The 23,071-nt window shown below is 44.7% G+C and carries 21 protein-coding genes and 1 pseudogene; 7 read left to right on the top strand and 15 right to left on the bottom strand.

Going from position 1 to position 23,071, the window contains the following annotated elements:
• Window positions 1-91 precede the first annotated feature (91 nt).
• The 5 genes from ACQSGY_RS07390 to ACQSGY_RS07410 form a co-directional block, all read right to left on the bottom strand.
• Window positions 92-1,180: a metal ABC transporter solute-binding protein, Zn/Mn family gene (locus ACQSGY_RS07390; RefSeq protein ID WP_427051343.1), complete on the bottom strand. Its 1,089-nt coding sequence runs from the start codon at window positions 1,178-1,180 to the stop codon at window positions 92-94.
• Between the two features lie 22 nt (window positions 1,181-1,202).
• Entirely contained in the window at window positions 1,203-2,081 is an 879-nt protein-coding gene (locus tag ACQSGY_RS07395) for a metal ABC transporter permease (protein ID WP_427051344.1), read from the bottom strand.
• A complete protein-coding gene (locus ACQSGY_RS07400) occupies window positions 2,027-2,734 on the bottom strand; it encodes a metal ABC transporter ATP-binding protein (protein WP_427051345.1) in 708 nt (235 codons plus the stop codon). Before ACQSGY_RS07400 ends, ACQSGY_RS07395 begins: the two co-directional genes overlap by 55 nt.
• A gap of 91 nt (window positions 2,735-2,825) precedes the next feature.
• Window positions 2,826-2,975: a 50S ribosomal protein L33 gene (rpmG, locus tag ACQSGY_RS07405; protein WP_036613813.1), complete on the bottom strand. Its 150-nt coding sequence runs from the start codon at window positions 2,973-2,975 to the stop codon at window positions 2,826-2,828.
• A 686-nt stretch (window positions 2,976-3,661) separates the two neighbouring features.
• Window positions 3,662-4,882: a GTP-binding protein gene (locus tag ACQSGY_RS07410; protein WP_427051346.1), complete on the bottom strand. Its 1,221-nt coding sequence runs from the start codon at window positions 4,880-4,882 to the stop codon at window positions 3,662-3,664.
• A 274-nt stretch (window positions 4,883-5,156) separates the two neighbouring features.
• Between ACQSGY_RS07410 and ACQSGY_RS07415 the strand changes: the two genes are divergently transcribed.
• The 4 genes and pseudogenes from ACQSGY_RS07415 to ACQSGY_RS07430 all read left to right on the top strand — a co-directional run.
• Entirely contained in the window at window positions 5,157-6,227 is a 1,071-nt protein-coding gene (locus ACQSGY_RS07415) for a permease (RefSeq protein WP_427051347.1), read from the top strand.
• 222 nt (window positions 6,228-6,449) lie between these two features.
• Window positions 6,450-7,427, top strand: a complete 978-nt coding sequence (locus ACQSGY_RS07420) for a TIGR03943 family putative permease subunit (RefSeq protein WP_427051348.1) — start codon at window positions 6,450-6,452, stop codon at window positions 7,425-7,427.
• Window positions 7,428-7,756: 329 nt separating this feature from the next.
• Window positions 7,757-8,011, top strand: coding sequence for a transposase (locus tag ACQSGY_RS07425; protein WP_427051349.1), 255 nt, complete (start codon window positions 7,757-7,759; stop codon window positions 8,009-8,011).
• Between the two features lie 629 nt (window positions 8,012-8,640).
• Window positions 8,641-9,033: pseudogene (locus ACQSGY_RS07430) on the top strand (transposase); the annotation flags it as partial.
• A 283-nt stretch (window positions 9,034-9,316) separates the two neighbouring features.
• Here ACQSGY_RS07430 and ACQSGY_RS07435 read toward each other — a convergent pair.
• Window positions 9,317-9,877 (bottom strand): hypothetical protein, encoded by a 561-nt coding sequence (locus ACQSGY_RS07435; protein WP_427051350.1) that lies wholly within the window; start codon window positions 9,875-9,877, stop codon window positions 9,317-9,319.
• Window positions 9,878-9,914: 37 nt separating this feature from the next.
• Window positions 9,915-10,469: a matrixin family metalloprotease gene (locus ACQSGY_RS07440; RefSeq protein ID WP_427051351.1), complete on the bottom strand. Its 555-nt coding sequence runs from the start codon at window positions 10,467-10,469 to the stop codon at window positions 9,915-9,917.
• A 647-nt stretch (window positions 10,470-11,116) separates the two neighbouring features.
• Between ACQSGY_RS07440 and ACQSGY_RS07445 the strand changes: the two genes are divergently transcribed.
• The gene (locus tag ACQSGY_RS07445) at window positions 11,117-11,662 is read left to right on the top strand and encodes an RNA polymerase sigma factor (RefSeq protein ID WP_427051352.1); all 546 of its coding nucleotides are present in this window, start codon (window positions 11,117-11,119) and stop codon (window positions 11,660-11,662) included.
• A 271-nt stretch (window positions 11,663-11,933) separates the two neighbouring features.
• Here the strand turns inward: ACQSGY_RS07445 and ACQSGY_RS07450 are convergent, their stop codons facing one another.
• The 7 genes from ACQSGY_RS07450 to ACQSGY_RS07480 all read right to left on the bottom strand — a co-directional run bounded on the left by ACQSGY_RS07450 (window position 11,934) and on the right by ACQSGY_RS07480 (window position 20,636).
• A complete protein-coding gene (locus ACQSGY_RS07450; protein ID WP_145402005.1) occupies window positions 11,934-13,235 on the bottom strand; it encodes a pyrimidine-nucleoside phosphorylase in 1,302 nt (433 codons plus the stop codon).
• 314 nt (window positions 13,236-13,549) lie between these two features.
• Complete coding sequence (gene deoD, locus ACQSGY_RS07455) at window positions 13,550-14,257, bottom strand: purine-nucleoside phosphorylase (protein WP_426332829.1); 708 nt, start codon at window positions 14,255-14,257, stop codon at window positions 13,550-13,552.
• Window positions 14,258-14,429: 172 nt separating this feature from the next.
• Entirely contained in the window at window positions 14,430-15,608 is a 1,179-nt protein-coding gene (deoB, locus tag ACQSGY_RS07460; protein WP_188591839.1) for a phosphopentomutase, read from the bottom strand.
• A 29-nt stretch (window positions 15,609-15,637) separates the two neighbouring features.
• A complete protein-coding gene (locus ACQSGY_RS07465; protein ID WP_145402002.1) occupies window positions 15,638-16,828 on the bottom strand; it encodes a NupC/NupG family nucleoside CNT transporter in 1,191 nt (396 codons plus the stop codon).
• Between the two features lie 258 nt (window positions 16,829-17,086).
• Window positions 17,087-17,734, bottom strand: a complete 648-nt coding sequence (deoC, locus tag ACQSGY_RS07470; RefSeq protein ID WP_427051504.1) for a deoxyribose-phosphate aldolase — start codon at window positions 17,732-17,734, stop codon at window positions 17,087-17,089.
• A 162-nt stretch (window positions 17,735-17,896) separates the two neighbouring features.
• Window positions 17,897-19,177, bottom strand: a complete 1,281-nt coding sequence (locus ACQSGY_RS07475) for a Ger(x)C family spore germination protein (protein ID WP_427051353.1) — start codon at window positions 19,175-19,177, stop codon at window positions 17,897-17,899.
• Window positions 19,158-20,636, bottom strand: coding sequence for a spore germination protein (locus ACQSGY_RS07480; RefSeq protein WP_427051354.1), 1,479 nt, complete (start codon window positions 20,634-20,636; stop codon window positions 19,158-19,160). Before ACQSGY_RS07480 ends, ACQSGY_RS07475 begins: the two co-directional genes overlap by 20 nt.
• A gap of 118 nt (window positions 20,637-20,754) precedes the next feature.
• On the opposite strand from ACQSGY_RS07480, the gene ACQSGY_RS07485 reads away from it, so the two are divergent.
• Both ACQSGY_RS07485 and ACQSGY_RS07490 read left to right on the top strand, forming a co-directional pair.
• Window positions 20,755-21,840: a GerAB/ArcD/ProY family transporter gene (locus ACQSGY_RS07485; RefSeq protein WP_427051505.1), complete on the top strand. Its 1,086-nt coding sequence runs from the start codon at window positions 20,755-20,757 to the stop codon at window positions 21,838-21,840.
• A 9-nt stretch (window positions 21,841-21,849) separates the two neighbouring features.
• On the top strand, window positions 21,850-22,008 hold the full coding sequence (locus ACQSGY_RS07490) for a hypothetical protein (RefSeq protein ID WP_427051355.1): 159 nt from the start codon (window positions 21,850-21,852) through the stop codon (window positions 22,006-22,008).
• Between the two features lie 104 nt (window positions 22,009-22,112).
• On the opposite strand, the gene ACQSGY_RS07495 is transcribed toward ACQSGY_RS07490, so the two are convergent.
• Complete coding sequence (locus tag ACQSGY_RS07495) at window positions 22,113-23,051, bottom strand: sugar-binding transcriptional regulator (protein ID WP_427051506.1); 939 nt, start codon at window positions 23,049-23,051, stop codon at window positions 22,113-22,115.
• Window positions 23,052-23,071 lie beyond the last annotated feature (20 nt).

Here is a 23,071-nt window from a genome sequence, read left to right on the forward strand (position 1 = left end):
AGGCAAAGGAATCGATCTCATTCATTCCTTAGCATGTTGTTATATTGTACCTTTTTCGGTGCTGTGCATCAAATTGAATCGGGATTCCTGCTTATTCGTTCAGCGCCAGCTTCAGCGCCTCCAGGTTCTCTCTCATGACACTGATGTAGTCCTTGCCTGCTTTGACTTCGTCCTCGGTCAAACCTTCAATCGGATTTAATACAGCCGTTTTGGCCCCAACCTCCTGTGCAATCGTATCGGACACTTTGGAGGATACCAGGGTTTCGAAGAAGATTGTTTTGACCTTGTGTTCTTTGGCAAAATCAATCACTGACGCCATCTGTGCCGCGGATGGCTCCTGTTCAGGAGACAAACCGGCAATCGGTACCTGCTGAAGACCATACTCCTGTGCCAAATAAGCAAAAGCCGCGTGCTGTGTGATGAAGTCTTTACGTTTGCTGTCCTTTACAGCCGCCTTGAAATCCTGATCCAGTGCTTCGAGCTTGGCAACATATGCATCAGCATTCTGTTTGAACTGATCTGCATGCTGAGGTGCAGCCTTCGCCAGTCCAGCTTCAATGTTGCGAACCTCTTTTATGGCCAGTGCCGGAGATAACCATACATGAGGATCAAGTCCGCCATGGTCATGGTCATGGTCATGCTCTTCACTGCTGGCTTCTGCATGGTCGTGACCATCCTTCACAGCAGCATCATCCGCGTGATCATGCTCCCCTGAAGCGGCTTCGTCTGCATGGTCATGGTCGTGGTCATGCTCCTCTTCTTCGCCACCCTCACGAATGCTAATGCCTTGACTCGCCTCGACTTGAATCAGCTTGCTGCTGCTCAGACTGTCCTTGACCTGATCAATCCAGGATTCCATACCTGCTCCGTTGTAAACGAGCACATCTGCCTTTTCGATGCTAGCCATATCCTGAGGAGTTGGCTCCCAGTCATGCGGCTCCATTCCAGCGGGTACAAGCGTATGCACATCTGCCAGATCACCCGCTACATTTTTCGTGAATTCATACATTGGATAGAAGCTCACCTGCACGTTCAATTTTTGCTCCGTCTCCGCCGGAGTGGATGCGGCTGTAGCTGTGGATGCATCCGGTTCAGCAGCCGGGGCCTTCTGCCCGCAGCCCGTTACAACGAGTGCCATGCTGAAAACTAGTGCAAGCGCGGAATTTTTAGCAAATTTCATATCATAAGTTCCCCATTTCATATTATGTGTTCCCTTTGGAATGTATATATAGTGTTGCTGTCTGATTTTGCTGTGCCGCGCGGTGACGTTTACGGTTATATAATGAAATCAGCTTCTGAGCCGATATCCCGGTCAACAGGAAAAATAACAGGATAAGTGCAATCGTTCCACCTGGGGGTGTGTTCCATTGGTAAGAAGCGGTCAGTCCACTAAAAATACCTGCCAGCCCCGTAATGACAGCAATGACGATTGCTGTTGCAAAGCTGCGTGATATTCTCAAGGCTAACGCTGCCGGCAATACAATCAGTGCAGAGACCAGCAGTACGCCGACAATCGGCATGGCCGAGGCTACGGTCATTCCCGTAAGTATGGCAAAAGCAAACGACAATCCTTTGACCCGAACTCCCCCGATCGAGGCGGTCTCTTCATCAAAAGTCAGATTGTAGAGCTGTCTGCGCAGACAAATAAAAAAGATTAATCCAATCAAGCATACAGCCGCCATCATCCACAGCTGTGTGTTGCTTACGGCTACGATTGAACCGAACAGATATGAACTGAACGTTTTGGAGAGATTTGTCTTCAAACTCATTAATACGACAGCTAAGGCCAGACCCGACGTCATAATTATGGCCACGGGCACCTCGCTGTAGGTACGATAGCTTCGCCGCAGCTGTTCAACCAGCAAAGCACCGATCATGGCTACCGCAAAGCCGCACAGCACCGGATTCAGGTTCATGACAGAACCAAGCGCAACCCCGGCAAGCGAAACGTGAGAAAGGGTATCCGCCATCAGTACCTGCCGTCTGAGCATCAGATATACACCCAGAATGGGTGCAATCATCCCGATTAGCCCTCCAGCCCAGAAAGCACGTTGCATGAATTCGTACTCAAACACTGCCATTCCTCGCTTTCCTGTCGCTCCAGCGTGATCGTCCGGTCCAGCCGATTGCCGATCTCCTCCAGACCATGTGTAACCATAATAATGGTCAGCCCGTGCACATCTGCATAATGACGCATCAAATCATAGAAGCCTTCTCTGCTACGCCGGTCCATGCCTGTTGTGGGTTCATCCAGCACTAGCACATGAGGCTGTGCAGCCAATGCCCGTGCAATACAGATACGCTGCTTCTGTCCGCCCGACAGCTCGCCAACCCGCGTGTTGCGATATTCCCACATGCCCACTTCACGCAGGCTGCGTTCAACAATCGCTTCTTTGTCCGCAGTGAACCTGCGAAAAAGTCCCAGCTTGTGGTAACAGCCGGAGCGAACCAGTTCGATGACCGTGCTGGGAAAACCGCTGTTAAACGAGGCCACCTGTTGCGGCACATATCCTATTTCCAGTTTGCCCCCTCGAAGCTGCTGTGTGTTCATATGTACCGAACCGCTCCAGGGCTTTAACAGCCCCAGCAGCAATTTCAGCATCGTTGTTTTCGCAGAACCATTCGGGCCTGTGATGCCAACGAATTCACCTACATGAATATCCAGCGATAGTTGATCAATGACTGGCTCTTTGCCATATCCAAATACAACTTCACGCATGGAAGATAAAATCATGGTGTACCCTCTTTTCATTTTCGTAAATTTTACGATTTAGAGAACTCAAAATTTTTTAGCTTATGTTTCGGTATTATCGTGTTGCCCGATTTTAGCGTGTTTCCCGATGAATCGTCATTTTCTTCAAACGTGGAGAATACTTTTTCATTTCCAGACGCTCCGGGTGGTTACGTTTGTTCTTCGTTGTTGTATAGTTGCGATCTCCGCACTCTGTGCAGGCTAATGTTACAATGACTCTCATGGTACTGCCTCCTCTTTTTAATTCGTAATCGTTACTATTTAATGATAGTAGCTTATGCCTTTTCTTTTGTCAACCTTGCAATCACCTAGCAAAATTGTTGTGTGCACACATCATATTCTTCTGAAAGATGGACAGGTTCATCTGCAGTAAATCTCTCTTTCAGCTTTAGTCCACAAAAAAATGGAATGGCGATTTCTATCTCGCAAATCCGCTGTTTAGTTAATCTTTTTCGCGCAGCAGCAGATTTAAAGGGGCTGGCCCATAAATCATGAATGGCTGGGGACAGCCCTGCCTTCTTCGGCGCTAACGATCAGGAGAAGCCTTATTAGGCGCATTTTTAGCGAGTTTCAACTCTAACGATTCCCAGAAACGCTATCTCGACAGAACAGTCCTCAGTGGCACAAAATTGGCTTCATTGCGCGAAATAACGTCTCCTGGATTCGTTAGATTTCACAAAAGCTCAAAAAGCGGGAAATAAGGCTTCCTGAGATCGTTAGGATTTTACCAGCTGCAAAAAGCGCACATACTCCCCCTGCTCATATACAGGATAGCGTTCCATATTAACACTCCATGCGCCTAATATTGTCGAGAATTACTGAATTCACTTATACTCCTGACAGCTCTTCTCCCGCCTTAACTTTACCTGCAATGAATTTATCATTATCTGAACGCACTTTGTTAACGAATCAGCTCCACTGTGGAAAAGGGTCTTTCAGTTCACGCCAGTTCATCTGCATCTCTTCATCGGTAAGCAGCGTTTCATCCAGTGTCCGCTCTATAGCCACGCGATCCATGTCAATGCCGATAAACACAAGTTTTGTCACCCGGTCGCCCCACTCATCATCCCAATCTGGAATAGCAGGCAGGGTGTCGCCAAAGTGCAGATGCCGCTCTTCTTCGCTCATTGCACCAACCCATATCCCAGCAGGTGCAAGCTGTTTGGAGGTTCCTGCGTGGCTGAACGATATCGCCATATGGTTGCGTGTTGCCATCCACATCAATCCTTTGGAGCGTACAATGCTGTCCGGCCATTTGGCAATCCAGCGCAGCAGGCGCTCCGGATGAAACGGGCGTTTGCGAAGATATACAAACGAATGAATACCGTATTCCTCGGTTTCAGGCGTATGTTCTTCCTTCATTAATTCGCGGATCCAGCCCGCGGACTGGCTTGCTTTTTCAAAATCAAAGCGTCCTGTATTCAGAATCTCTCTCGGATCAATCTGTCCATGCGTTGTACGAACCAGCTTGGCCTCAGGCTGCATCGCGTGTAGTGCTTTTTCCAGCTTGGCCAGCTCCTCCTCGGACACCAGATCACACTTGTTCAGCACCAGAACGTCACAGAATTCCACCTGATCCGTCAACAAATGCACAATGCCACGCACATCGTCTTCCCCAGCTTCCTGTCCTCGATCCTTTAATGTCTCTTTTGAATAAAAGTCACGCCAGAACTGAGCGGCATCCACCACTGTCACCATCGTGTCCAGGCGGGTGAATTGGGTCAAATCAATGCCAAGCTCCTCATCTATATACGTAAATGTCTGCGCTACCGGGACCGGCTCACCAATCCCTGTTGATTCAATCAGGATGTAGTCAAACGAACCATCGAGCCCAAGCCGCTCGACCTCTTTCAGCAAATCCTCTCGGAGTGTGCAGCAGATACAGCCATTGGACATCTCTACAAGCTTCTCATCAATTCGCGATAACCCGCCTCCGTCACGAATCAATCCTGCATCAATATTTACTTCACTGAGATCGTTTACGATGACGGCAACTCGCATGCCCTCCCGATTATGAAGCACATGGTTTAACAATGTGGTTTTGCCTGCTCCGAGATAGCCGCTAAGCACGGTAACGGGAATTCGGTTCTGAACTTGCTGTTGATCTGACACTGACGATGACGATGACATATTAGCTTCCTCCACTCTTTAAAGGTACGTGTAATTCATCATGTTTTTCGGGTACTGCTTCTGTTTCAAAAACAAATCTGATAAGCTATTAATCGTAATTATTACGATTAATACACAAGAAACTATACCTCACTCCGCTTTTGCTTGTCAACCGATGCGTGACGAACGAAAACTGGTTTAATCGTAAAATTGTTGATTTACAGGTCAGATCGATGTATGTTACAGCACGTACAAGCATATATTCTAGCAAAGTTCTAGTGACGGAGGTCTTTTCATGAGAATGGCAGCCAGCTTGAAGCTTCTAACCTTCCTGGTTCCATGTGCATTTGTGGTCCCGGTCATCATCACATTTGCTCCTGATCTGAGTAGGGTCTGGAATAGCGAAGCTTTGCAAAATATAAAAACGGTGTTTGTGAGTATTTTTCTCGAGGCGGCCCCCTTTTTGCTGATGGGTGTTTTCTTGTCCTCTCTTATGCAGTGGTTTGTATCGGAAGAAATGGTGCGCAGACTTACACCTAAACATCCCGTTGGCGGCGTATTAGTTGCCGGGCTGCTCGGTATTATTTTTCCAATCTGCGAATGCGGTATGATTCCTGTTGTGCGCCGACTTATGCGTAAAGGTATGCCTGCGTATATTGCGGTTACGTTTATCCTCAGCGGGCCTGTGGTCAATCCGATTGTGTTTACGGCCACCCTGCTCGCATTTCCCAATCATCCAGAAATTACGTTTGCTCGAATGGGGCTGGCTTTTACTGTAGCTGCTTCCGTCGGAGGGCTTGTCTATATGTTTGTTAAACGCAGTCCGCTTCGCTTACCCAAAGGTGTGACAACCGAAGTGAAGACACATCCTGGCTTCAAAATGGCCGTTCCTCCCTCACACTCTCATTCTCATGCTCATTCGCACGGAGACGGAGGCTTCCATGATCATCATCATACACATCCAAAGGACTGGCGCAGCTTTTTTATTCATGCAGGCGACGAGTTCGTCGATATGAGCAAATATTTGGTGATTGGTGCGCTGATTACAGCGTGTATTCAGACGTTTGTGAGTCGCAGTGATCTGATTGCGCTGGGGAACGGCCCGGTTGCGTCGTATGTATTTATGATGGGGTTTGCTTATGTGCTGTCCCTGTGCTCAACCTCAGATGCTTTCGTGGCTTCGGCTTTCTCCCATACGTTTGCATTAGGGCCGCTGATTTCCTTCCTTGTGCTCGGGCCTATGCTGGATTTTAAAAGCACACTGATGCTGCTCTCTACCTTCCGCACACGGTTTGTCATTGGATTAAGTGTAGCGATTGTTATACTGGTCTTTGCTGGGTCGTGGCTGGTGAATTTCTTTGGGTGAAGCGGGGATTTGAGATTGAGTTGTAAGGAATTAAGAATAGCGGTAAGAAATACGGAACGTTGATAATTGAAAACGGAATATAGAATATTTGCAATATTAAAAATATTTAATGGCGTTAATGATTAATGCTATTAAATATTTATCTTCAGGTTATCGTTACACCGTTTTTGAAAAGATGCTGATAGAGAGAGGGTGAAATTTGTGGGCTACGGAAATCAGGCGATGAACAGGAGCTTTTTCTCAAAAACAAATGTGATTCAGTGGCATGCTCTCATACGTGCAGGTTGGATTGGCAGCCTGGCTGTGTATATCATACACCTCCATTCAAGCAATGGCCTGCATTATTATCTGGCTCCAACTCTGCAAAAGCTGCTGCTCGCTTGTGTCATTCCGCTGATTTTTATTGCGGTCATTATGGCCTGGCATGCTCTTTTTGGCAGAAATGAAATGCAATGCGGGTGTGAGCACCCTCCACCTTCCGGGATTATGCGCAGTTCGCTAGTGTATGGTTTGATTGCACTCCCGATACTGCTCGGTTTTCTGCTGCCAGATCAGGCTCTGGGCAGTTCAATGGCCAGTCAGAAAGGCATGTCCCTGACATATGCAGCGCCCGAAATTCGGCGTAAAGAGCCGCTGCCTGCTGCCTCGCCTCGCTTGAACGTGCAGGACGTGAAGGTGCCTGTTCCGCAAGCGTCAGCAGGTCTGCCAGCTGCCCCTGCGAGTGTACAGTTTGTACCTCCCGATGAATACAGCGATGAGTTCGCTGAGTTGGCAAAAAGGTTATATGCACAGCCTGTCATTCAGGTATACCCGCAAATATTTTCAGAAACACTTGGCGCGATTGATATGTTCCAGCGTCAATTCGCAGGCAAGGAGATTATGCTTACCGGCTTCGTATATCGGGATGACAGCATGGAGCATGATTCTCATTTTGCGCTGGGGCGTTTCCTCGTCATGTGCTGTCCGGCAGATGCAGCTCCGTTTGGTGTGATGATTCATGTGCCGGAAGCGAGCAGGCTGACCAAGGACAGCTGGGTTCAAGTCCGCGGTACGATTGGTTCCGCCCAAGTGGATGGAAAGGATACGATGGAGATTCGAGCAACAAACGTGACACCAATCGATCAGCCAGCCAGTCCATACATCTACACCAGTGCAGATTCCGTGAAAACATACGATAAAATTCTGAGCGAGCAGAAATGAGATCCTAATGAGACTAATATTGACTCATGAGTTTGCGGAATATGTTCGTGATGAAGCAGATGTTGGCAATGAGTTGATGGAATCACTTTTATTACGAGACTAATATTTCCAATTTGCGTACCACCTGTTAGCGGCCTCACTTTTTAAGTGGGTTTAGTAGATTGATCGCAGACTCTTATAATCGAAACTAAAATCGAATGGTGATAGCCCATTTGTTGAACAGCCGATCTATCATACTACCGTACGTCAGACTTTCTAACAATTTATAAAAAAATATTCGTTTTGACATGAAAATAGATGGCTCTTGTCGAATTACTATATCAAAGGAGATGAGTGTGTATGCCTTATATCGAAGCGTGAGATATACATCAGATACATCTATCGCCAAACAATCTTACTGCAGGGAATATCTTCTCAAGCTCTATCTTTACTGTTATATGAACGGCATCCGTTCCTCTCGCAAGATGGAAACCGAAACGAAAAGAAATACTGAACTGATGCTATTAACTGGCAAGTTCAAGCTGAACCACGGCACTTTATCTGCTTTCATGAGGAATAAGCAAACGGCTATAAATCTGTTTTAAGAGTTCACTTTGCTGTTGAAAGGTTTCGTGTTGGTCGATGGCCAACTTGTTTCGATTGACGGGACAAAAATTAAAGGCGAGTTGCTCTAAAAACAGCATTTTAATGCTAATATTGTCAGTAAGAAACTAGAGTAAATCGATGAAAAAAATGATGCCTATTTGTAGGACTTTTTTTACTGAGGACAATCACCAAAGCAGGTAATTAGATAAAAGCTCCAGGAAACAGGTGAAACACAGCATTGTTTTACCTATCCGGATGCCAAATCAATGAAGAACAACGGAAAGCATGAAGTTGTTTCAATGTTCAAACTACAAGTATAAAAACTGATCGTGGATTGCGATACGGTCAATGATGTTAACGATCAAGGACAGCCTATCGCGAAGAAAACAAAGCAAGTTTTCCATGATCAACCACAATTCTGGCCGATACAGGCTATTAAATTACCTTGAAGTCACCAACGTGATCGACGAAAGCATCGAACTCTTAATTAAGCTTCAAAAGGGAACGCACAACAGAGTGGCAAGCGGATTTGAAAAGAGAACTTTGAATATGATGCTTCAATCGATAGATAATTTGCCCGTTGGGTTATGAATCACCTTTCAAATAGAATGGGAAACAAGATGAGCAAGAGTATAAGTGTTACAATTGTAAAGCCTTCCATATTTGCGAGCAAAAAGAGGCCTGCACATCTGCCAAAAGCGGAATGGCAGTAATCAGGCTTAAAGACGAAGAAGTGCTCGAAAAGATTGCCGAAAATACGCGTATTCAAAGTACTATTTATAAGCAAAGATCGGCAAACGTTCAGCACCCTTTCGGGTATGATGAAACGTCATTTAGGATATACATACTTTTAACACGAGGGTTGGCTTCAGTAGGCACTGTGACCAATTTGATTTGTCTTGCCATAAATTTCAAGAGAATAATTAAAATTAAGGGCATGAAGGACCTTATACGTCTTTTTAGAGACCAAGCTCTTTCAAAATCTAATATGTATGATGTTTATTTGAGTAAAATTGCATAGGACCCACATTTTAAAGCATGCTCAGTAATCATTGTTAGACAGTCTGACGTACCGTTCGGCATACGGTAGTTGCTGCTTTGATGTTAGCGCTTGTTTTCGATTTTGGGATTTCCTTGCGACTTAATGAACAATTTGAATTGGTAGTCAAAAGTTTCCGTCTTCCAGCGCCTGATCATCATATTCAAAAGTAAACTTTGATATTAATAACCTAATGAGAATTATCAAAGCTGTCGAAACTTTCTCGACAGCCTTAAGCTACTGCGATAGATCCCTTGTTTGAAACTTATTGAATACTTAATTCATACTTATCCAAAACTTCCTTATGAATGCCTGAAAATTTCGAGTTCTCCAACTGCGATATGTTAATCTTGCCTTGATCTTTTGCAACTGGCAAATACACGTCCTCTTTTTCTTTCTTTTTCAAATGAATAACATATTCATTATTTTCTATTAGCTTCGTATAATCCTCTTGCAATATTTCTAATTTTCCAACTGTCGTGTTTTCACCGATAGAATAAGGCTCGATTACAATAATGTTTTCACCTGGCTTAACCAAGCCATCTCTACTATAAACAATTTCTTGAATAAGAACTGTGCTTTCAGTCCAGTACCAGATAGGTATTCCACCATTGTCTTTTTCCATAATATGCTTTTTTTCGCCTGTGGGTTTCACAATAGCAATCAGATCTGATGCGGATTCAAGCTCTTCAGCGTTTGTGTATGGGTCCCAATCAGGATTAGAATAAACGGTATTGACCAGAGTTCGATCAAGATAAAAGTACACACTTATAGAAATTACTACTACGCATATACCAGACAGTAATCCTAGTTTTTTTATTGACATATAACTGATCCCCTCTCCTTAACGAAGTTTAAAATTGTTAATTACCATAAATATAAATTATTCCATCCTTATCATCTTGTTTTAATGTGTCATATCCTAAATCACCTTGCCTCATAATAGCTTGCGAAGCCCCTGAATGATCCAGCCCAAGACTGTGACCAAATTCATGAGCAGCCGTTTTGTTGACTCTTGTAGGTGTTAAATTCTTTGCAACAGGATTGTTTATTCTTATTACAGATGTAGCATACGTACAATCCCAACAAGCTGTAAGATTACCTAACCAATCAACTCTATAGTTTAATGCATCCCCTACGTCAGTGGTATTTGTATCTCCTGCAAAAACTTTAATGTCAACATATCCACTAGTAACATTGCTTAATGCTACTTTTGTTGTAACTCCATTCCATTGACTGGCACCATGATCTATATGACTCGAATATCCATATTGCGAGACTGTGGAGTCTTTCCAATATCTCAAATTGCTTGCATTTGACCATTTTCCACCCATTGTTACATAAGCGCTAGCTGAAGCAGAAAAGATTAAGAAGAAAGAAGCACATAAGAGAGTAAAAATATACAACCTACGTTTCACAAAAATACACCTCCCGTTTAATAAAGAAGAACACTTGATTTAACATAAAATTTTAGAAACTTGACATTAACCTTTCTTTTCAAAGAAGCTATCAGTAATTCATACCATTCCTCTGAATATGAAGTGTTCAATTTTTGAGAAAGTAACCTACACATTCTAGCTGTTTTCTATGAACAAAATTAATTAACAAATGTATCGGTTTGTATTTTCCTGATTCAGTTCAGTTGAGCCAGAAGACAGCCTACCAACTAATGCAATCGATTCAAGAAATCCAGCGATTATCAAAGATCTTAAATGTAATTGCTTCTCGTTCGTTCTATCCTCCTTTTGAGTATATTACCTGTCAGCATTGGAGTGAATCGCTTCTTATTTCTTTAAACGACCCATCCTTTAGAAATGTTTCCTAACCCTAGAAACAGCACCACCCAACCTCCTTTAGAAAAATTCATTTCGATCTGTACTTGAATTAATGAGACCTCCTAAAGTGGCCCTACATATATAACGATAGAAAATAGAAAATCCTGACATATTATATCATTTTTTTTATTTTTATTTCTGCTACACTAAATTTGTTCAGATCAATTATCCTGCTCACTGAACCTTAAATGAGATGAAACCTTTAAAGACTAAATGGGGAGGTTGCGCCAATGATAGAGAAAAAATGGTTTTATTTATTGTGCATACCATATGATGAATTGGAAAAAGACCAACAAGAGATCATCTATAAAAAATATCGAATATTTGTTTATTCAGATCTATATACCCTACTTTATGACCATGCACTTACTGAAGATCTGATTCATGAGAGCTTTTTAAAAATAATATCAAGAGCACCGCATCTCCAATCCGTGCGAAATATTCCTGCATGGGTCAGACGTGTTGCCTGTACTACCGCAATTGATTATATTAGAAAGGTAAATAAAGAAACCAAAGCTTTGCATGCTCTCGCTCCTCTCTATGAAACTCCTAATAGCTTCTCAGTGGAAACGATATTAGAAAAAAAATGGGTACACGAGGAATTGTATGATGCCATCGGAGAATTGCATAATGACCAGCGTCGAATGGTTGAAATGTTCTATTTAGATAGGAAAAGTTGCAAGGAAATTGGCGCAATTGTGAGATTATCGGAAGCTGCCACCTCAAAGAGATTGGAAAGAGCCAGAAAACAACTTCGAAAACTTATTAAATTTTAGCACTACATCAGCAATGCACAACTGAAGCCTGAATAAAATGTTCAGAATGGAACCAATCAGTTTTTTTGGCTAGAGTGTGCATCAGTGCCCTACGGACATCGGTGGTCTGAACCCCTTAGCTTTCACCTCGCCCACGCCACCTTAAAAAACAAAAAAAGACGGGCAGAATTAATCTGCTTCGTCTCTTTAGTCTCGATATATTACCTGCATCCCCACAATTGGTGTTGAGGCAATGCAATGCCTTTTACTATAAAGTTACCCGGCTATCCTCTTACTCGGTTACGATGTCATGTACCAATACCGGTGCATCCGCATGGTCAGCAATGGTAATGTTCTCTTTAATTTTTGCGATAACGGCCTCTACATCTTCACGGTTGGCATGAATAGTGACCAGAGACTCGCCGGCTTTCACTGCATCGCCTACTTTTTTATTCAGCATCAAACCAACAGCCAGGTCAATCTCGGATTCTTTGGTTGCACGACCTGCGCCAAGCAGCATCGCCGCTGTTCCAATCTCATCCGCAACAATGCCTGCAACATAACCGTCGCGATCTGCTGGAACCTCGATCAAATATTTGGCTTGTGGCAGGCGGTCTGGATGATCCACGACCGAAGCATCGCCGCCCTGGTTTGCCAGGAAGTGTTTGAATTTCTCCAGCGCTTTTCCGTTGTGGATGACTTCTTTCAGCTTTTCTTCAGCCTGCTCCAATGAATCCGCTTTGCCCGCAAGGAACACCATCTGACGTCCAAGTGCCAGACACAACTCTTCCAGATCCTTAGGACCTTTGCCTTGCAGGGTAAGGATTGCTTCCTTCACTTCAAGCGCGTTACCGATCGCGAGACCGAGCGGCTGGGACATGTCCGAGATAACCGCCATCGTTTTACGGCCGACATTGTTACCAATGCTCACCATCGCATGTGCCAGTTCTTTCGCGTCTTCTGTTGTTTTCATGAACGCACCAGCGCCTGTTTTCACGTCGAGCACAATGGCATCTGCACCTGCCGCAATTTTTTTGCTCATAATTGAGCTTGCGATCAGGGGGATCGAGTTAACCGTTGCCGTTACATCACGCAGTGCGTACAGCTTTTTGTCCGCTGGCGTAAGGTTGCCGCTTTGGCCGATTACCGCTACTTTATGCTCGTTGACGAGACGGATAAACTCTTCCTTTTCAAGCTCCACATGGAAGCCAGCTACGGATTCCAGCTTGTCCGTTGTACCACCAGTGTGACCAAGGCCACGCCCGGACATTTTCGCCACAGGCACATCCAGCGCAGCGACAAGTGGTGCAAGCACCAGTGTAGTTGTATCACCCACGCCTCCGGTGGAGTGTTTATCCACCTTGATGCCTTCAATGGCAGAAAGGTCAATCGTTTCGCCCGAGTTAACCATAGACATAGTCAAATCTGCACGTTCTTTATCTGTCATGTCTTTGAAAAATACAGCCATCGCCCAGGCGCTGACTTGATAATCCGGAATCTCTCCTTGCGTATATCCTTGAACAACAAAGTCGATCTCTTCTGTTGTCAGTTCTTTGCCGTCACGTTTTTTGGCAATAATGTCTACCATTCTCATGATGATCTCTCCTTTGGAATAAAATTTACACGATGCACACTCCGATGACAGAACAACCCTCCGACCGCTGTTATCCCCGTAATACTCGATTATATTTTCAATGGTTATATTCCGGTTATAAAGGCGGACGCTTCGCTTCTTCGGATTTTTTCTGTCCTCTCCGTTTAACGTGTAATTTTTTTCTTTTGTAACCTTTGCTATTGAAGCTTGATAAGTAGAAAGCTTCATCATAAAAACGCTGTGCAGCAGCCGTTCCGGTTACGGTCGTTCCTACGATCGCTGTTGTCTCCCAACCGGCCCGAATCGTTACAGCATTACAGTGTAATTGCAGTCTCCAACGCCACAACCATCATGTCGTTGAACGTTTTTTGGCGCTCTTCTGCGGAAGTTTCTTCACCCGTCAGCAGGTGATCACTTACTGTCAGGATGGTCAAGGCGTTCACGCCGAATTTGGCAGCAATGGTGTACAGCGCTGTTGTTTCCATCTCCACACCAAGCACGCCGTGCTTCATCAATTTTTCTGTGACGGAACGGTCATCCCGATAGAAGGAATCGGAGCTGAACACGTTGCCGACATGAATGTTCATGCCTTTAGCTGTTGCACGGTCGTAAGCTTCCTTCAGCAGCGAGAACGTTGCGATTGGCGAGAAATCATATCCACCGAAAACATGTTTGTTCATGCTGGAATCCGTGCACGCTGCTTGTGCTAGCACGACGTCACGTACACGTACATGCTCCTGCATACCGCCGCAAGTACCAACACGAATAAGGTTTTTCACACCATACTCACTGATCAATTCGTTTGCGTAGATCGCAAAGGATGGAATCCCCATACCCGAACCTTGCACCGAAATCCGGTGACCTTGATATGTACCTGTGAAGCCAAGCATTCCACGAACCTCGTTGTAACAAACGACATCCTCAAGATACGTATCTGCGATGTATTTTGCACGCAAAGGGTCTCCTGGCAAAAGGATCGTTTCTGCGATATCTCCCGGTTTTGCTCCAATATGTGTACTCATGTCATTTCCTCCAATATATATAATTATCTATGGTTATTTGCGATAGGCGGCCTGGCTCGGGAGAGACTTCCTCTTACATCACTCCCGCAGTCCAGCACCATGATGAACGCCCGCATCAGTTTGAACAATTCATACTTTTCAGTCACTCACGATTCAGTTCAGACATTCATTGTTATTTTAGATCATTTAAGAAGCTTTTGCCGTATTCAGGCAGCTTTACACCAAAGTTATCTGCCACAGTTGCACCAAGGTCTGCAAAGGTGCTGCGCAGCTCCAGCTGTTTACCCTCGCTGAAACGCGGGGAGTAAGCAAGCAGCGGAACATATTCACGTGTATGATCTGTGCCGCGGTAGGTTGGGTCGTTACCATGGTCGGCCGTAATGAGCAGCAGATCATCGTTGGTCATTTTCGCAAAAATCTCGGGCAGACGTGCGTCATAATCTTCAAGTGCCTGGGCATAACCTTGCGGGTCACGGCGGTGGCCGTAGAGCGCATCAAAATCAACGAGATTCAGGAAGCTCAGACCCGTGAACTCTTCGTCCATCGTTTCAGACAGCTTGTCCATGCCATCCATATTCGAGACGGTGCGAACCGCTTTGGTCACACCCTCGCCGTCATAAATATCGGAGATTTTACCTAAAGCAATAACGTCAAAGCCGCCATCCTTCAGCTCATTCATAACTGTGCGCCCAAACGGCTTGAGTGCATAGTCATGACGGTTCGCAGTGCGCTTCCAGTTCCCGGCTTCTCCAACGAAAGGACGTGCAATAATACGGCCGAGCATGTACGGATCTTCAAGTGTGATTTCACGGCAAAACTCACAGATTTCATACAGTTCTTTCAAAGGAACAACGTCCTCATGAGCTGCAATTTGCAGTACGGAGTCAGCTGACGTATAAACGATCAGAGCGCCTGTTTCGACATGCTCCGCACCCAGCTCATCCAGAATTTCCGTGCCGCTGGCTGGTTTGTTGCCAATGACCTTGCGGCCTGTCTTCTCTTCGATGCGCTGAATCAGCTCATCCGGGAAGCCATTCTCAAATACACGGAAAGGTGTATCAATGTATAAACCCATAATCTCCCAATGGCCTGTCATCGTATCTTTGCCACGGGAAGCCTCCTGCATTTTGGTGTAATACGCTTTAGGTTTATCTGCAACGGGAATACCTTGAATTTCTTTAATGTTAGACAGTCCAAGACTTGCCATGTTAGGCATGTTCAGACCTCCGCGTTCACGTGCAATGTGACCAAACGTATCGACGTCAAAATCATCGAACTCGGCCGCATCCGGCGCTTCACCGATTCCTACTGAATCCATGACAATCAGATGTACTCTTTTGAATGTTGACATAATCTAAGCACTCCTTCCAATAATCCGGCTTACAAAAACAGTCCAGTGATGATCGCAGACAGCACGCTGACAAGCGATGCACCATAAAGCAGCTTCAGTCCGAAGCGGGCCACCACATTACCCTGTTTCTCATGGAGTCCCTTCACCGCCCCGGCAATAATACCGATGGAGGAGAAGTTGGCGAAGGATACAAGGAAGACGGATACGATGCCTGTTGTTCTGGCAGACAATGCTGTCTGCTTGCTCAGATCAAGCATGGCTACGAATTCGTTAGACACCATTTTGGTGGCCATAATGCTTCCTGCCTGAATCGCTTCTTTCCAAGGGACACCCATAACAAAGGCAAAAGGTGCAAATACATACCCAAGCAGTTCCTGGAACGAAATGCCGATCACAGCGCTGAATATTCCGTTAATCAAGGCAATCAGAGCGACAAAACCGATCAGCATCGCTGCAACGACAATCGCCACCTTGAAGCCATCCAGAATATATTCACCCAGCATTTCAAAAAACGATTGTTTTTCTTCTTCCTGCACTTCCAATATATCTTCTTCCTCGGTTACCCGGTACGGGTTCACAATAGAAGCAATGATAAAACCGCCAAAAAGGTTGAGCACAAGCGCCGTCACCACATATTTCGGATCAATCATCGACATATAGGCACCGACAATGGACATCGATACCGTGGACATGGCTGAGGCACAGAGGGTGTAAAGCCGATGTTTCGGCAGTAACCCGATTTGTTTTTTCACGGATATGAACACTTCAGATTGCCCCAAAATGGCCGAAGCAACTGCGTTATATGATTCCAGTTTGCCCATTCCGTTGACTTTGCTTAATACCAGACCAATATATTTTATAACAAAAGGCAGGATTCGGATATACTGCAATATACCAATCAAGGCAGAGATGACCACAATCGGCATGAGCACAGTCAGGAAAAACGGTCCACTCCCGCCTTCTGCTCCAACGTTTACTAAACCGCCGAAGACAAAGGTAATCCCTTCGTTTGCATATTCCAGCAGGTTCTTAAATACCGTGGAAAACCCGCCAATGAGCCATGTTCCCACTTCGGTGTTCAGCAAAGCATAGGCCAATATAATTTGTAAAACAACCATAACCGCCAGCGGTCGGTATCGAATCTGTTTCTTGCCGTTACTCGCGATATAAGCCAGTCCAAACACAACGAGTAATCCAAGTATGGCTATAAGATATTTCATGTCATCTCTCCTTTGAAGATCGTTAAGCAAGTGTTGTATAAACAGCTCAAAGGGTACTGAACCTCAAATATGAAAATCGGATATCACTATTTCAGTTTTTCAGAAAACGAATTAAAGCGCTTACAACATTTGCCGATAAATCAATTTTCATAACTTCTTTGATTTGGATTAAAGCTCCCTTGCGTACTCCATTCATCCAGCTTACAAACTTCCTGAACCCTGTTTTCATAACGACAAGGTCCAGGAAACAATCAAGTTTTAGTAAGACGAAGTAGACTCGCCGCCCTGCATGATCTTCACACCAGAGCTTGCCCCGATTCGGGTAGCGCCGGCTTCAATCATTTTCTGCATATCTTCAAGGCTGCGCACGCCGCCCGATGCTTTTACCCCCACGTCTGGTCCAACGGTGCGACGCATCAAAGCGACATCTTCCGGTGTTGCTCCTCCTGTGGAGAAACCTGTCGATGTTTTGACAAAATCTGCTCCGGCTCTAACAGCTGCTTGACAAGCACGTACTTTCTCATCGTCTGTCAACAGAGATGTCTCAATAATTACTTTCACAAGCGTACCTGCTGCAGCTTCAACAACAGCACGAATATCCTGCTCCACGTAATTATCGTTTCCGTCTTTCAATGCGCTGATGTTGATCACCATATCGACTTCCGTTGCGCCTTTGGCAATGGCATCCTTAGTCTCGAACGCTTTAGTTTCGGTTGTGGACGCTCCCAGCGGGAATCCGATAACGGTGCAAATATCAACGCCTGTGCCTTGAAGCTGTTCTGCCGCATAAGACACCCAGCCCGGGTTAACACACACAGATGCGAACTGGTACTGCTTCGCTTCTTCTGTCAGCTTGGTAATCTCGTTACGGGTTGCATCTGCACGAAGCAGCGTGTGGTCGATCATTTTAGCCAATTGTGATGTAGTCAATTCAATCTCTCCCTTATCTGAAGTGAACTGTGAACTTATATGATTACATTACCATGAACATATGTAAAAATCAATTTGAACTTTTGTTCAAACTTAATGGAAGTGTTAGGTACAAGAGATGAACATGGGTTGAATGTCTTATTCAATATGGATACTTTTATTGGTAAGCCCGGTTCTAACAATGGTTACCTGCGTATCAGTCAAGATCTCCAATTGTGAAAATCTTGAAGCCCACTCGTCCTTGAAATGACCATTCCATACTGACGGGTGAGACTGATACAACATGTTGCCAAAACCAAAAATATCAGCTTTCAACTTCTGTGCCTGATCTACAGTATCCTGAATTCTTTTTTCCAGGTCTTTCTCCAGCAGTGTGCCCATATAACGTAAATCTTGAGGTTTGCTTGCATCCAGCTTGCTTGAATTTTCCAACAGCTCGCACTTTGTCCGAACGGTTGCAACAAATTTGACATTGTAGTCCTGCAGCAGCGCCTTCAATTTTGTTCTCCCCTTGATGATCTGAACACTTATTTTCCCTCCCCCTCTTTCATTTGGGACATCAGCAGTGATAACGGCTTTTTTTAATTTATCTTTCATCCACAGTAATCCTCTTGTTTCCTCCTCGTTTAACCACCCTACAAGCTTTCCTTCGCGGATGACTGCTGTACCGGCAATGGCTGGCGTATCTTTGTTATTGGGATTGGAATCTGGTCCCCTGTGGTCTGAAGGATCGGGCTTCCTCTTCATAACCTTTGCCGCGACCGCAGCCATGCCTTTACTCGAGAGCATATCTACAAATTCAGACTGCATTACCTGCACCCCGGTTCCCAATTTTTCCTCCTCGCGAATCACCTCTGTACTGTAACGCTCCAGAGCTGACGAGAGCTTTAACATGTCAACCCCTTGCCCCTCCGAGAACAAAATGTAAGACCTTGGGCGTGAGGTATTTCCTCGAACAAAAAAATCAAGCAACGGCTTAATTCCATCACGTGCCGCTTGCTCCCCGATAATTACAAATCTCAGTTGAGAAAAAAACACACGTCGTGAGAGCTTTTCTTCGAGTCGCCTGTACGCATCCATAATGGTAGAACCTTTTTCAGATACCAGCAAAGCAGATGGAGAATTCTCAGTCCCACCTCCTCCGTTTCCTGCTGATCCTGACGAACTTAACCTTGAAGGTATGGGTATTTGCAACGCAATCTGTATATTCCCATCTTTCTGCTTATCGATGGCCATTGCAGTTACAATAGAGATATCATTAACCTCTATCCGACTCCAGCATCCTGTCATGACCAAGATCATAGCAACGAAAAGAGGCACGATTACTTTGATCCTTCTGTTCATTTTCTCACCATTTTCAAATCGAAGTGTAATAGATCTTCTTACGATTTCTTGCCTGTCAATGACGGTTGTCTGCAATCAGCTTGCGAAACTGGAGCCATATCGAACGGCTATTTTGGAGCAGCTTTCCTGATTTTATTGAAATAATCGGCTTCAGATAAGGCGACCCGAATGAACTTAGATTGCACATATGAATCAACAAACACAAACACCCCATCAAAATGCCATACAAACCAAACGTAGCTGCAAAAAGCATCATGGGAAAACGAAGTAAACGAATGGCTATGCCCTGACTGAATGTTGGAAATATAAATGAAGAAATACCTGTAATCGAAACGATAATAATCATGGTTGCCGAGACAATACCAGCATTTACAGCGGCTTGCCCGATAATCAGTGCACCGACAATGCTCACCGCTTGTCCAACTGGTCTGGGGAGTCTAACTCCGGCTTCACGTAATGCTTCGAACGACACTTCCATGATTAGCGCCTCGACAAAGGATGGGAACGGGATGGCCTCTCGTGAAGATGCAACACTTAACAGCAGTGTTATGGGAATCATCTCTTGATGAAAGGTTGTAATTGCGATATAGAGCGAAGGTAAAAATAACGTACTGATCATCATAAAAAAACGAAGCGTTTGAACAATCTTGGCGAAAATTTTATGTTCATAGTTATCTTCACTGGCTTTTAACATTTCATTAAAAGTTACGGGCAGCAATAGAGCAAAAGGCGAGTTGTCCACAAGAATAGCAGCCTTGCCCTCAGATAAACCTGCAACAACCTTATCAGGCCTCTCCGTACTAATCATTTGAGGAAATACAGAGACGGGATTGTCTGCAATGAGATTTTCAATAATACCGCTGTCCAAAATAACCTTGCTGTCCACTGCTTGAATACGTGCTTTTATTTCCTCAAGAAGTCCCACCCTCACCTTATTCTCCAGATAAGTTATAACTACCGCCGTACTCGACTCCGTTCCTGCTTTCATGGCTTCCATTTTCAAATCCAGCGTTTTCAGCCTTCTACGAATCAAACTTGTGTTCGTTCTCAGATCTTCAGTGAAGCCTTCTCGCGGTCCCCGGATGACTGCCTCTGTAGCCGGCTCTTCCACGGGTCTCATATTCCACTTTCTGGAGCCTAACAGAAGAGCTTGATTCACGCCCTCTATAAGTATAACGGTATCTCCTGACAAAATTTGTTCCATTAAGTAGCCGCGCTCTTTACTTATGGTTAACTGAATATTGCTGATAAGTCTGTCGTGAAGAATGGTCATTATTTCGGGAAGGGATAAGCCGGAAGAGGTAATCAGCGCATGATTCTGATATTCAAAGAACGGCTTCAACACACTTTGATTGATCGCCTCGATGTCGGAAAGACCATCCAGAAGAATCATTGCTCCTTGCTGCACGTCAGTGATCTTGAAACGCCGAATAATGATGTCAGATGAACGTTGGAACTGCAACTCAAAACATGACAAATCGTCAGCAAATCTGCCGGAAAGCATATCTTGAGTTTTCGAAGATGTACTCGTCATAATAACTCCTCCTACCTCGATTGCTACTATAACTTTTCCTGAATCTCCTTAGAAAATCCGTGAATATGAAATATATATTTGTACATAATAATTCCAATTAGGAGGAAGCATTGTGAAAATGTTAACGACCAGACAATTATTCATGATGACAGTTATATTTCAAGTGGGTACCTCCGTAATCTTCGGATTTGCATCGGCTTCGGGAAGAGACGCCTGGATTACAACTCTTTTATCCACGGTCATCGGCTCCCTCCCGATTCTTATGTTTCTTATGCTTATGCGACTGTATCCTGGTATGACTATAGTTGAATGGTTCCCCAAAACATTTGGCAATTGGCTCGGCGTACCCTTGGCCTGGATTTATCCAGTCATGTTCTTTTTCGGAGCGGCACATTCATTAGGCGATATTAAGGATATGCTCATTACAACGATATTGCCCGGAACACCGGAATGGGCTATATTAGCCTTGTTTATCTCAGTCATGATCTATATTTTGATGAGCGGGGTACAAACGATAGGCAGATTGACAGAGATGATCCTTCCCGTACTGATCCTCTTTTTCCTAATCGAGATCATACTGATTTTAAGCTCAGAGGTGGTGGATTTTCATCGTTTAGCCCCTATAGCGGGAGAAGGCTGGGGAAGAATCTTTCATGTTGTTATGCCTAACGGCATCTCACAATCCTTTGCTGAATCCATCGCCTTAACAATGATATGGCCTATGGCTGATAGACCTGAAAAGATGCTCAATCAGGTTCTGATTGCAACTTTCCTTTCGGGTATGATCATTGCTGTGTTTGATGCTATTGCTATCGCGGTTTTCGGAGAGATGGGATTTATGACGATGGTATATCCACTGTATACACTAACTAAAACGATCAGTATTGCCGATTTCTTTGAAAATCTGGATGCTATAGGTATTCTTTATTTTGTATGTACAGCCTTCTTCAAAACGTCAATACAGATGTATGCCTTGGTGCGAAGCGTTCAGCAGCTGTTATATCTGAATAGTTATCGTTCACTTGTCATTCCCATATCGCTTGTTGCGCTTATTGTTTCTCTCACCCTGTCAAAGAGCTCTTCAGAGCATTTTGCTGTGTTTAGTAATCTGGTTGCGTATACAGGTGTGCCCTTTTACATCGTGCTGCCTTTTTTACTTCTGGTTGCAGCCTTTATCAAAACTCGTTTATTGACTAAAATTTGAGGAGAAACCATGATTAACACCTATGTATGGCCTTGGCAGTCGAGTGCAGTCATAGAGAACCCATGGGGTTATGTTTCCTTTATTGTTACTGTCGCTGTAACGATGTCCGTTTTTACATTTATTTTGCAGAAAAAACAAAAAAGAAGGGGTGCTACCAAGGAAAAATGAGTTAGAGCGTTCAAACCCATATTCATAAAAATGACTTTATGTAAAAAAACATCCACCAAAAATATATTGGAGGATGTTTTTACGTTTTAAATGTAATTCTTAAGCTATAAACGAAGCAAAGCCTGTGCGGTGTACTGATCTGTAACAAGAATGTTGGCGTACTGACCCTTCAGGGCGGCATGGATCGCTTCTATTTTGCGAATACCACCAGCGACAAGAATAGATTTCTCCTTATTCCGTAACTCCGCGAGATCAATTCCAACCGTTCTGCTGTTAATCTCCTCGCTGATCAAATGCCCCTCCGCATCAAAAAAACGTGAACAGATGTCCCCGGCACCCGACTTCATCAGGAGCTGCTGCTCTTGCTCATTAAAATATCCAAGCTTGAACAGAAGTGCATCCTCCTTCACCGTTCCCACCGTAAAGATGGCAATGTTCGCCTGTCTTCCCAGCTCTACAATCCGTCCAATGTGCCGATCGGCCTCAACCATTTTCTTCACTTCAAGGTTATCGAAGATAACAGGAAGCGGCAAGTACCTTGGAACCGTGTGAAAAGCTTCTGCAAACAGATGCACAATCTCCGCCGCATATGTATTCACATGGGAGTGGCTTACGCCCCCCTTGAGCTGCACCACTTCAACACCCTTGACCTGTTTGGGACGGAGCTGTCGTGCCACGGCATGCATCGTTGTTCCCCAAGTCACACCGATGATGTCTGCATCCTGAACAGTGTCCTGCAAATAGTCCGCAGCTCTCTTGCTGATATGCTTCTGAATCTCCTCATCGCTCTTGAGTGGTGCGAAACAAACAAGTGCTGTCTCCAGATGATATTTGGCCTTGAGCTCTCCCGCAATAATATCAATATCCTCCAGCGGGTCCATAATCTCGATGCGTACATATCCCCGGTCTTTGGCATATTGAAGCAGTCTGGATACGGTCGGACGTGATACCCCGAGTCTTGAGGCTATATCCTGCTGACTGTAATCGGACTGGTAATACAATTTCGCCGCTTCAATGCTTAAACGCTGTTTCTCCAGGTCCATTCCCATGTGCATTCATCTCA

The organism is Paenibacillus sp. TC-CSREp1 (assembly GCF_050171015.1).
Classification (GTDB): domain Bacteria; phylum Bacillota; class Bacilli; order Paenibacillales; family Paenibacillaceae; genus Paenibacillus; species Paenibacillus silvae.

Bases quoted from the DNA above. Each gene is read 5' to 3' on its own strand.
- ACQSGY_RS07445 (WP_427051352.1), top strand. From the start codon at position 11,117: ATGATAGAGAAAAAATGGTTTTATTTATTGTGCATACCATATGATGAA.
- ACQSGY_RS07410 (WP_427051346.1), bottom strand. From the start codon at position 4,882: ATGTCATCGTCATCGTCAGTGTCAGATCAACAGCAAGTTCAGAACCGA.
- rpmG (WP_036613813.1), bottom strand. From the start codon at position 2,975: ATGAGAGTCATTGTAACATTAGCCTGCACAGAGTGCGGAGATCGCAAC.
- deoB (WP_188591839.1), bottom strand. From the start codon at position 15,608: ATGTCAACATTCAAAAGAGTACATCTGATTGTCATGGATTCAGTAGGA.
- ACQSGY_RS07485 (WP_427051505.1), top strand. From the start codon at position 20,755: ATGTTAACGACCAGACAATTATTCATGATGACAGTTATATTTCAAGTG.
- ACQSGY_RS07400 (WP_427051345.1), bottom strand. From the start codon at position 2,734: ATGATTTTATCTTCCATGCGTGAAGTTGTATTTGGATATGGCAAAGAG.
- ACQSGY_RS07480 (WP_427051354.1), bottom strand. From the start codon at position 20,636: ATGACGAGTACATCTTCGAAAACTCAAGATATGCTTTCCGGCAGATTT.
- ACQSGY_RS07495 (WP_427051506.1), bottom strand. From the start codon at position 23,051: ATGGACCTGGAGAAACAGCGTTTAAGCATTGAAGCGGCGAAATTGTAT.
- deoC (WP_427051504.1), bottom strand. From the start codon at position 17,734: ATGATCGACCACACGCTGCTTCGTGCAGATGCAACCCGTAACGAGATT.
- ACQSGY_RS07425 (WP_427051349.1), top strand. From the start codon at position 7,757: ATGAGTGTGTATGCCTTATATCGAAGCGTGAGATATACATCAGATACA.
- ACQSGY_RS07390 (WP_427051343.1), bottom strand. From the start codon at position 1,180: ATGAAATTTGCTAAAAATTCCGCGCTTGCACTAGTTTTCAGCATGGCA.
- ACQSGY_RS07395 (WP_427051344.1), bottom strand. From the start codon at position 2,081: ATGGCAGTGTTTGAGTACGAATTCATGCAACGTGCTTTCTGGGCTGGA.
- ACQSGY_RS07420 (WP_427051348.1), top strand. From the start codon at position 6,450: ATGAACAGGAGCTTTTTCTCAAAAACAAATGTGATTCAGTGGCATGCT.
- deoD (WP_426332829.1), bottom strand. From the start codon at position 14,257: ATGAGTACACATATTGGAGCAAAACCGGGAGATATCGCAGAAACGATC.
- ACQSGY_RS07450 (WP_145402005.1), bottom strand. From the start codon at position 13,235: ATGAGAATGGTAGACATTATTGCCAAAAAACGTGACGGCAAAGAACTG.
- ACQSGY_RS07490 (WP_427051355.1), top strand. From the start codon at position 21,850: ATGATTAACACCTATGTATGGCCTTGGCAGTCGAGTGCAGTCATAGAG.
- ACQSGY_RS07415 (WP_427051347.1), top strand. From the start codon at position 5,157: ATGAGAATGGCAGCCAGCTTGAAGCTTCTAACCTTCCTGGTTCCATGT.
- ACQSGY_RS07465 (WP_145402002.1), bottom strand. From the start codon at position 16,828: ATGAAATATCTTATAGCCATACTTGGATTACTCGTTGTGTTTGGACTG.
- ACQSGY_RS07435 (WP_427051350.1), bottom strand. From the start codon at position 9,877: ATGTCAATAAAAAAACTAGGATTACTGTCTGGTATATGCGTAGTAGTA.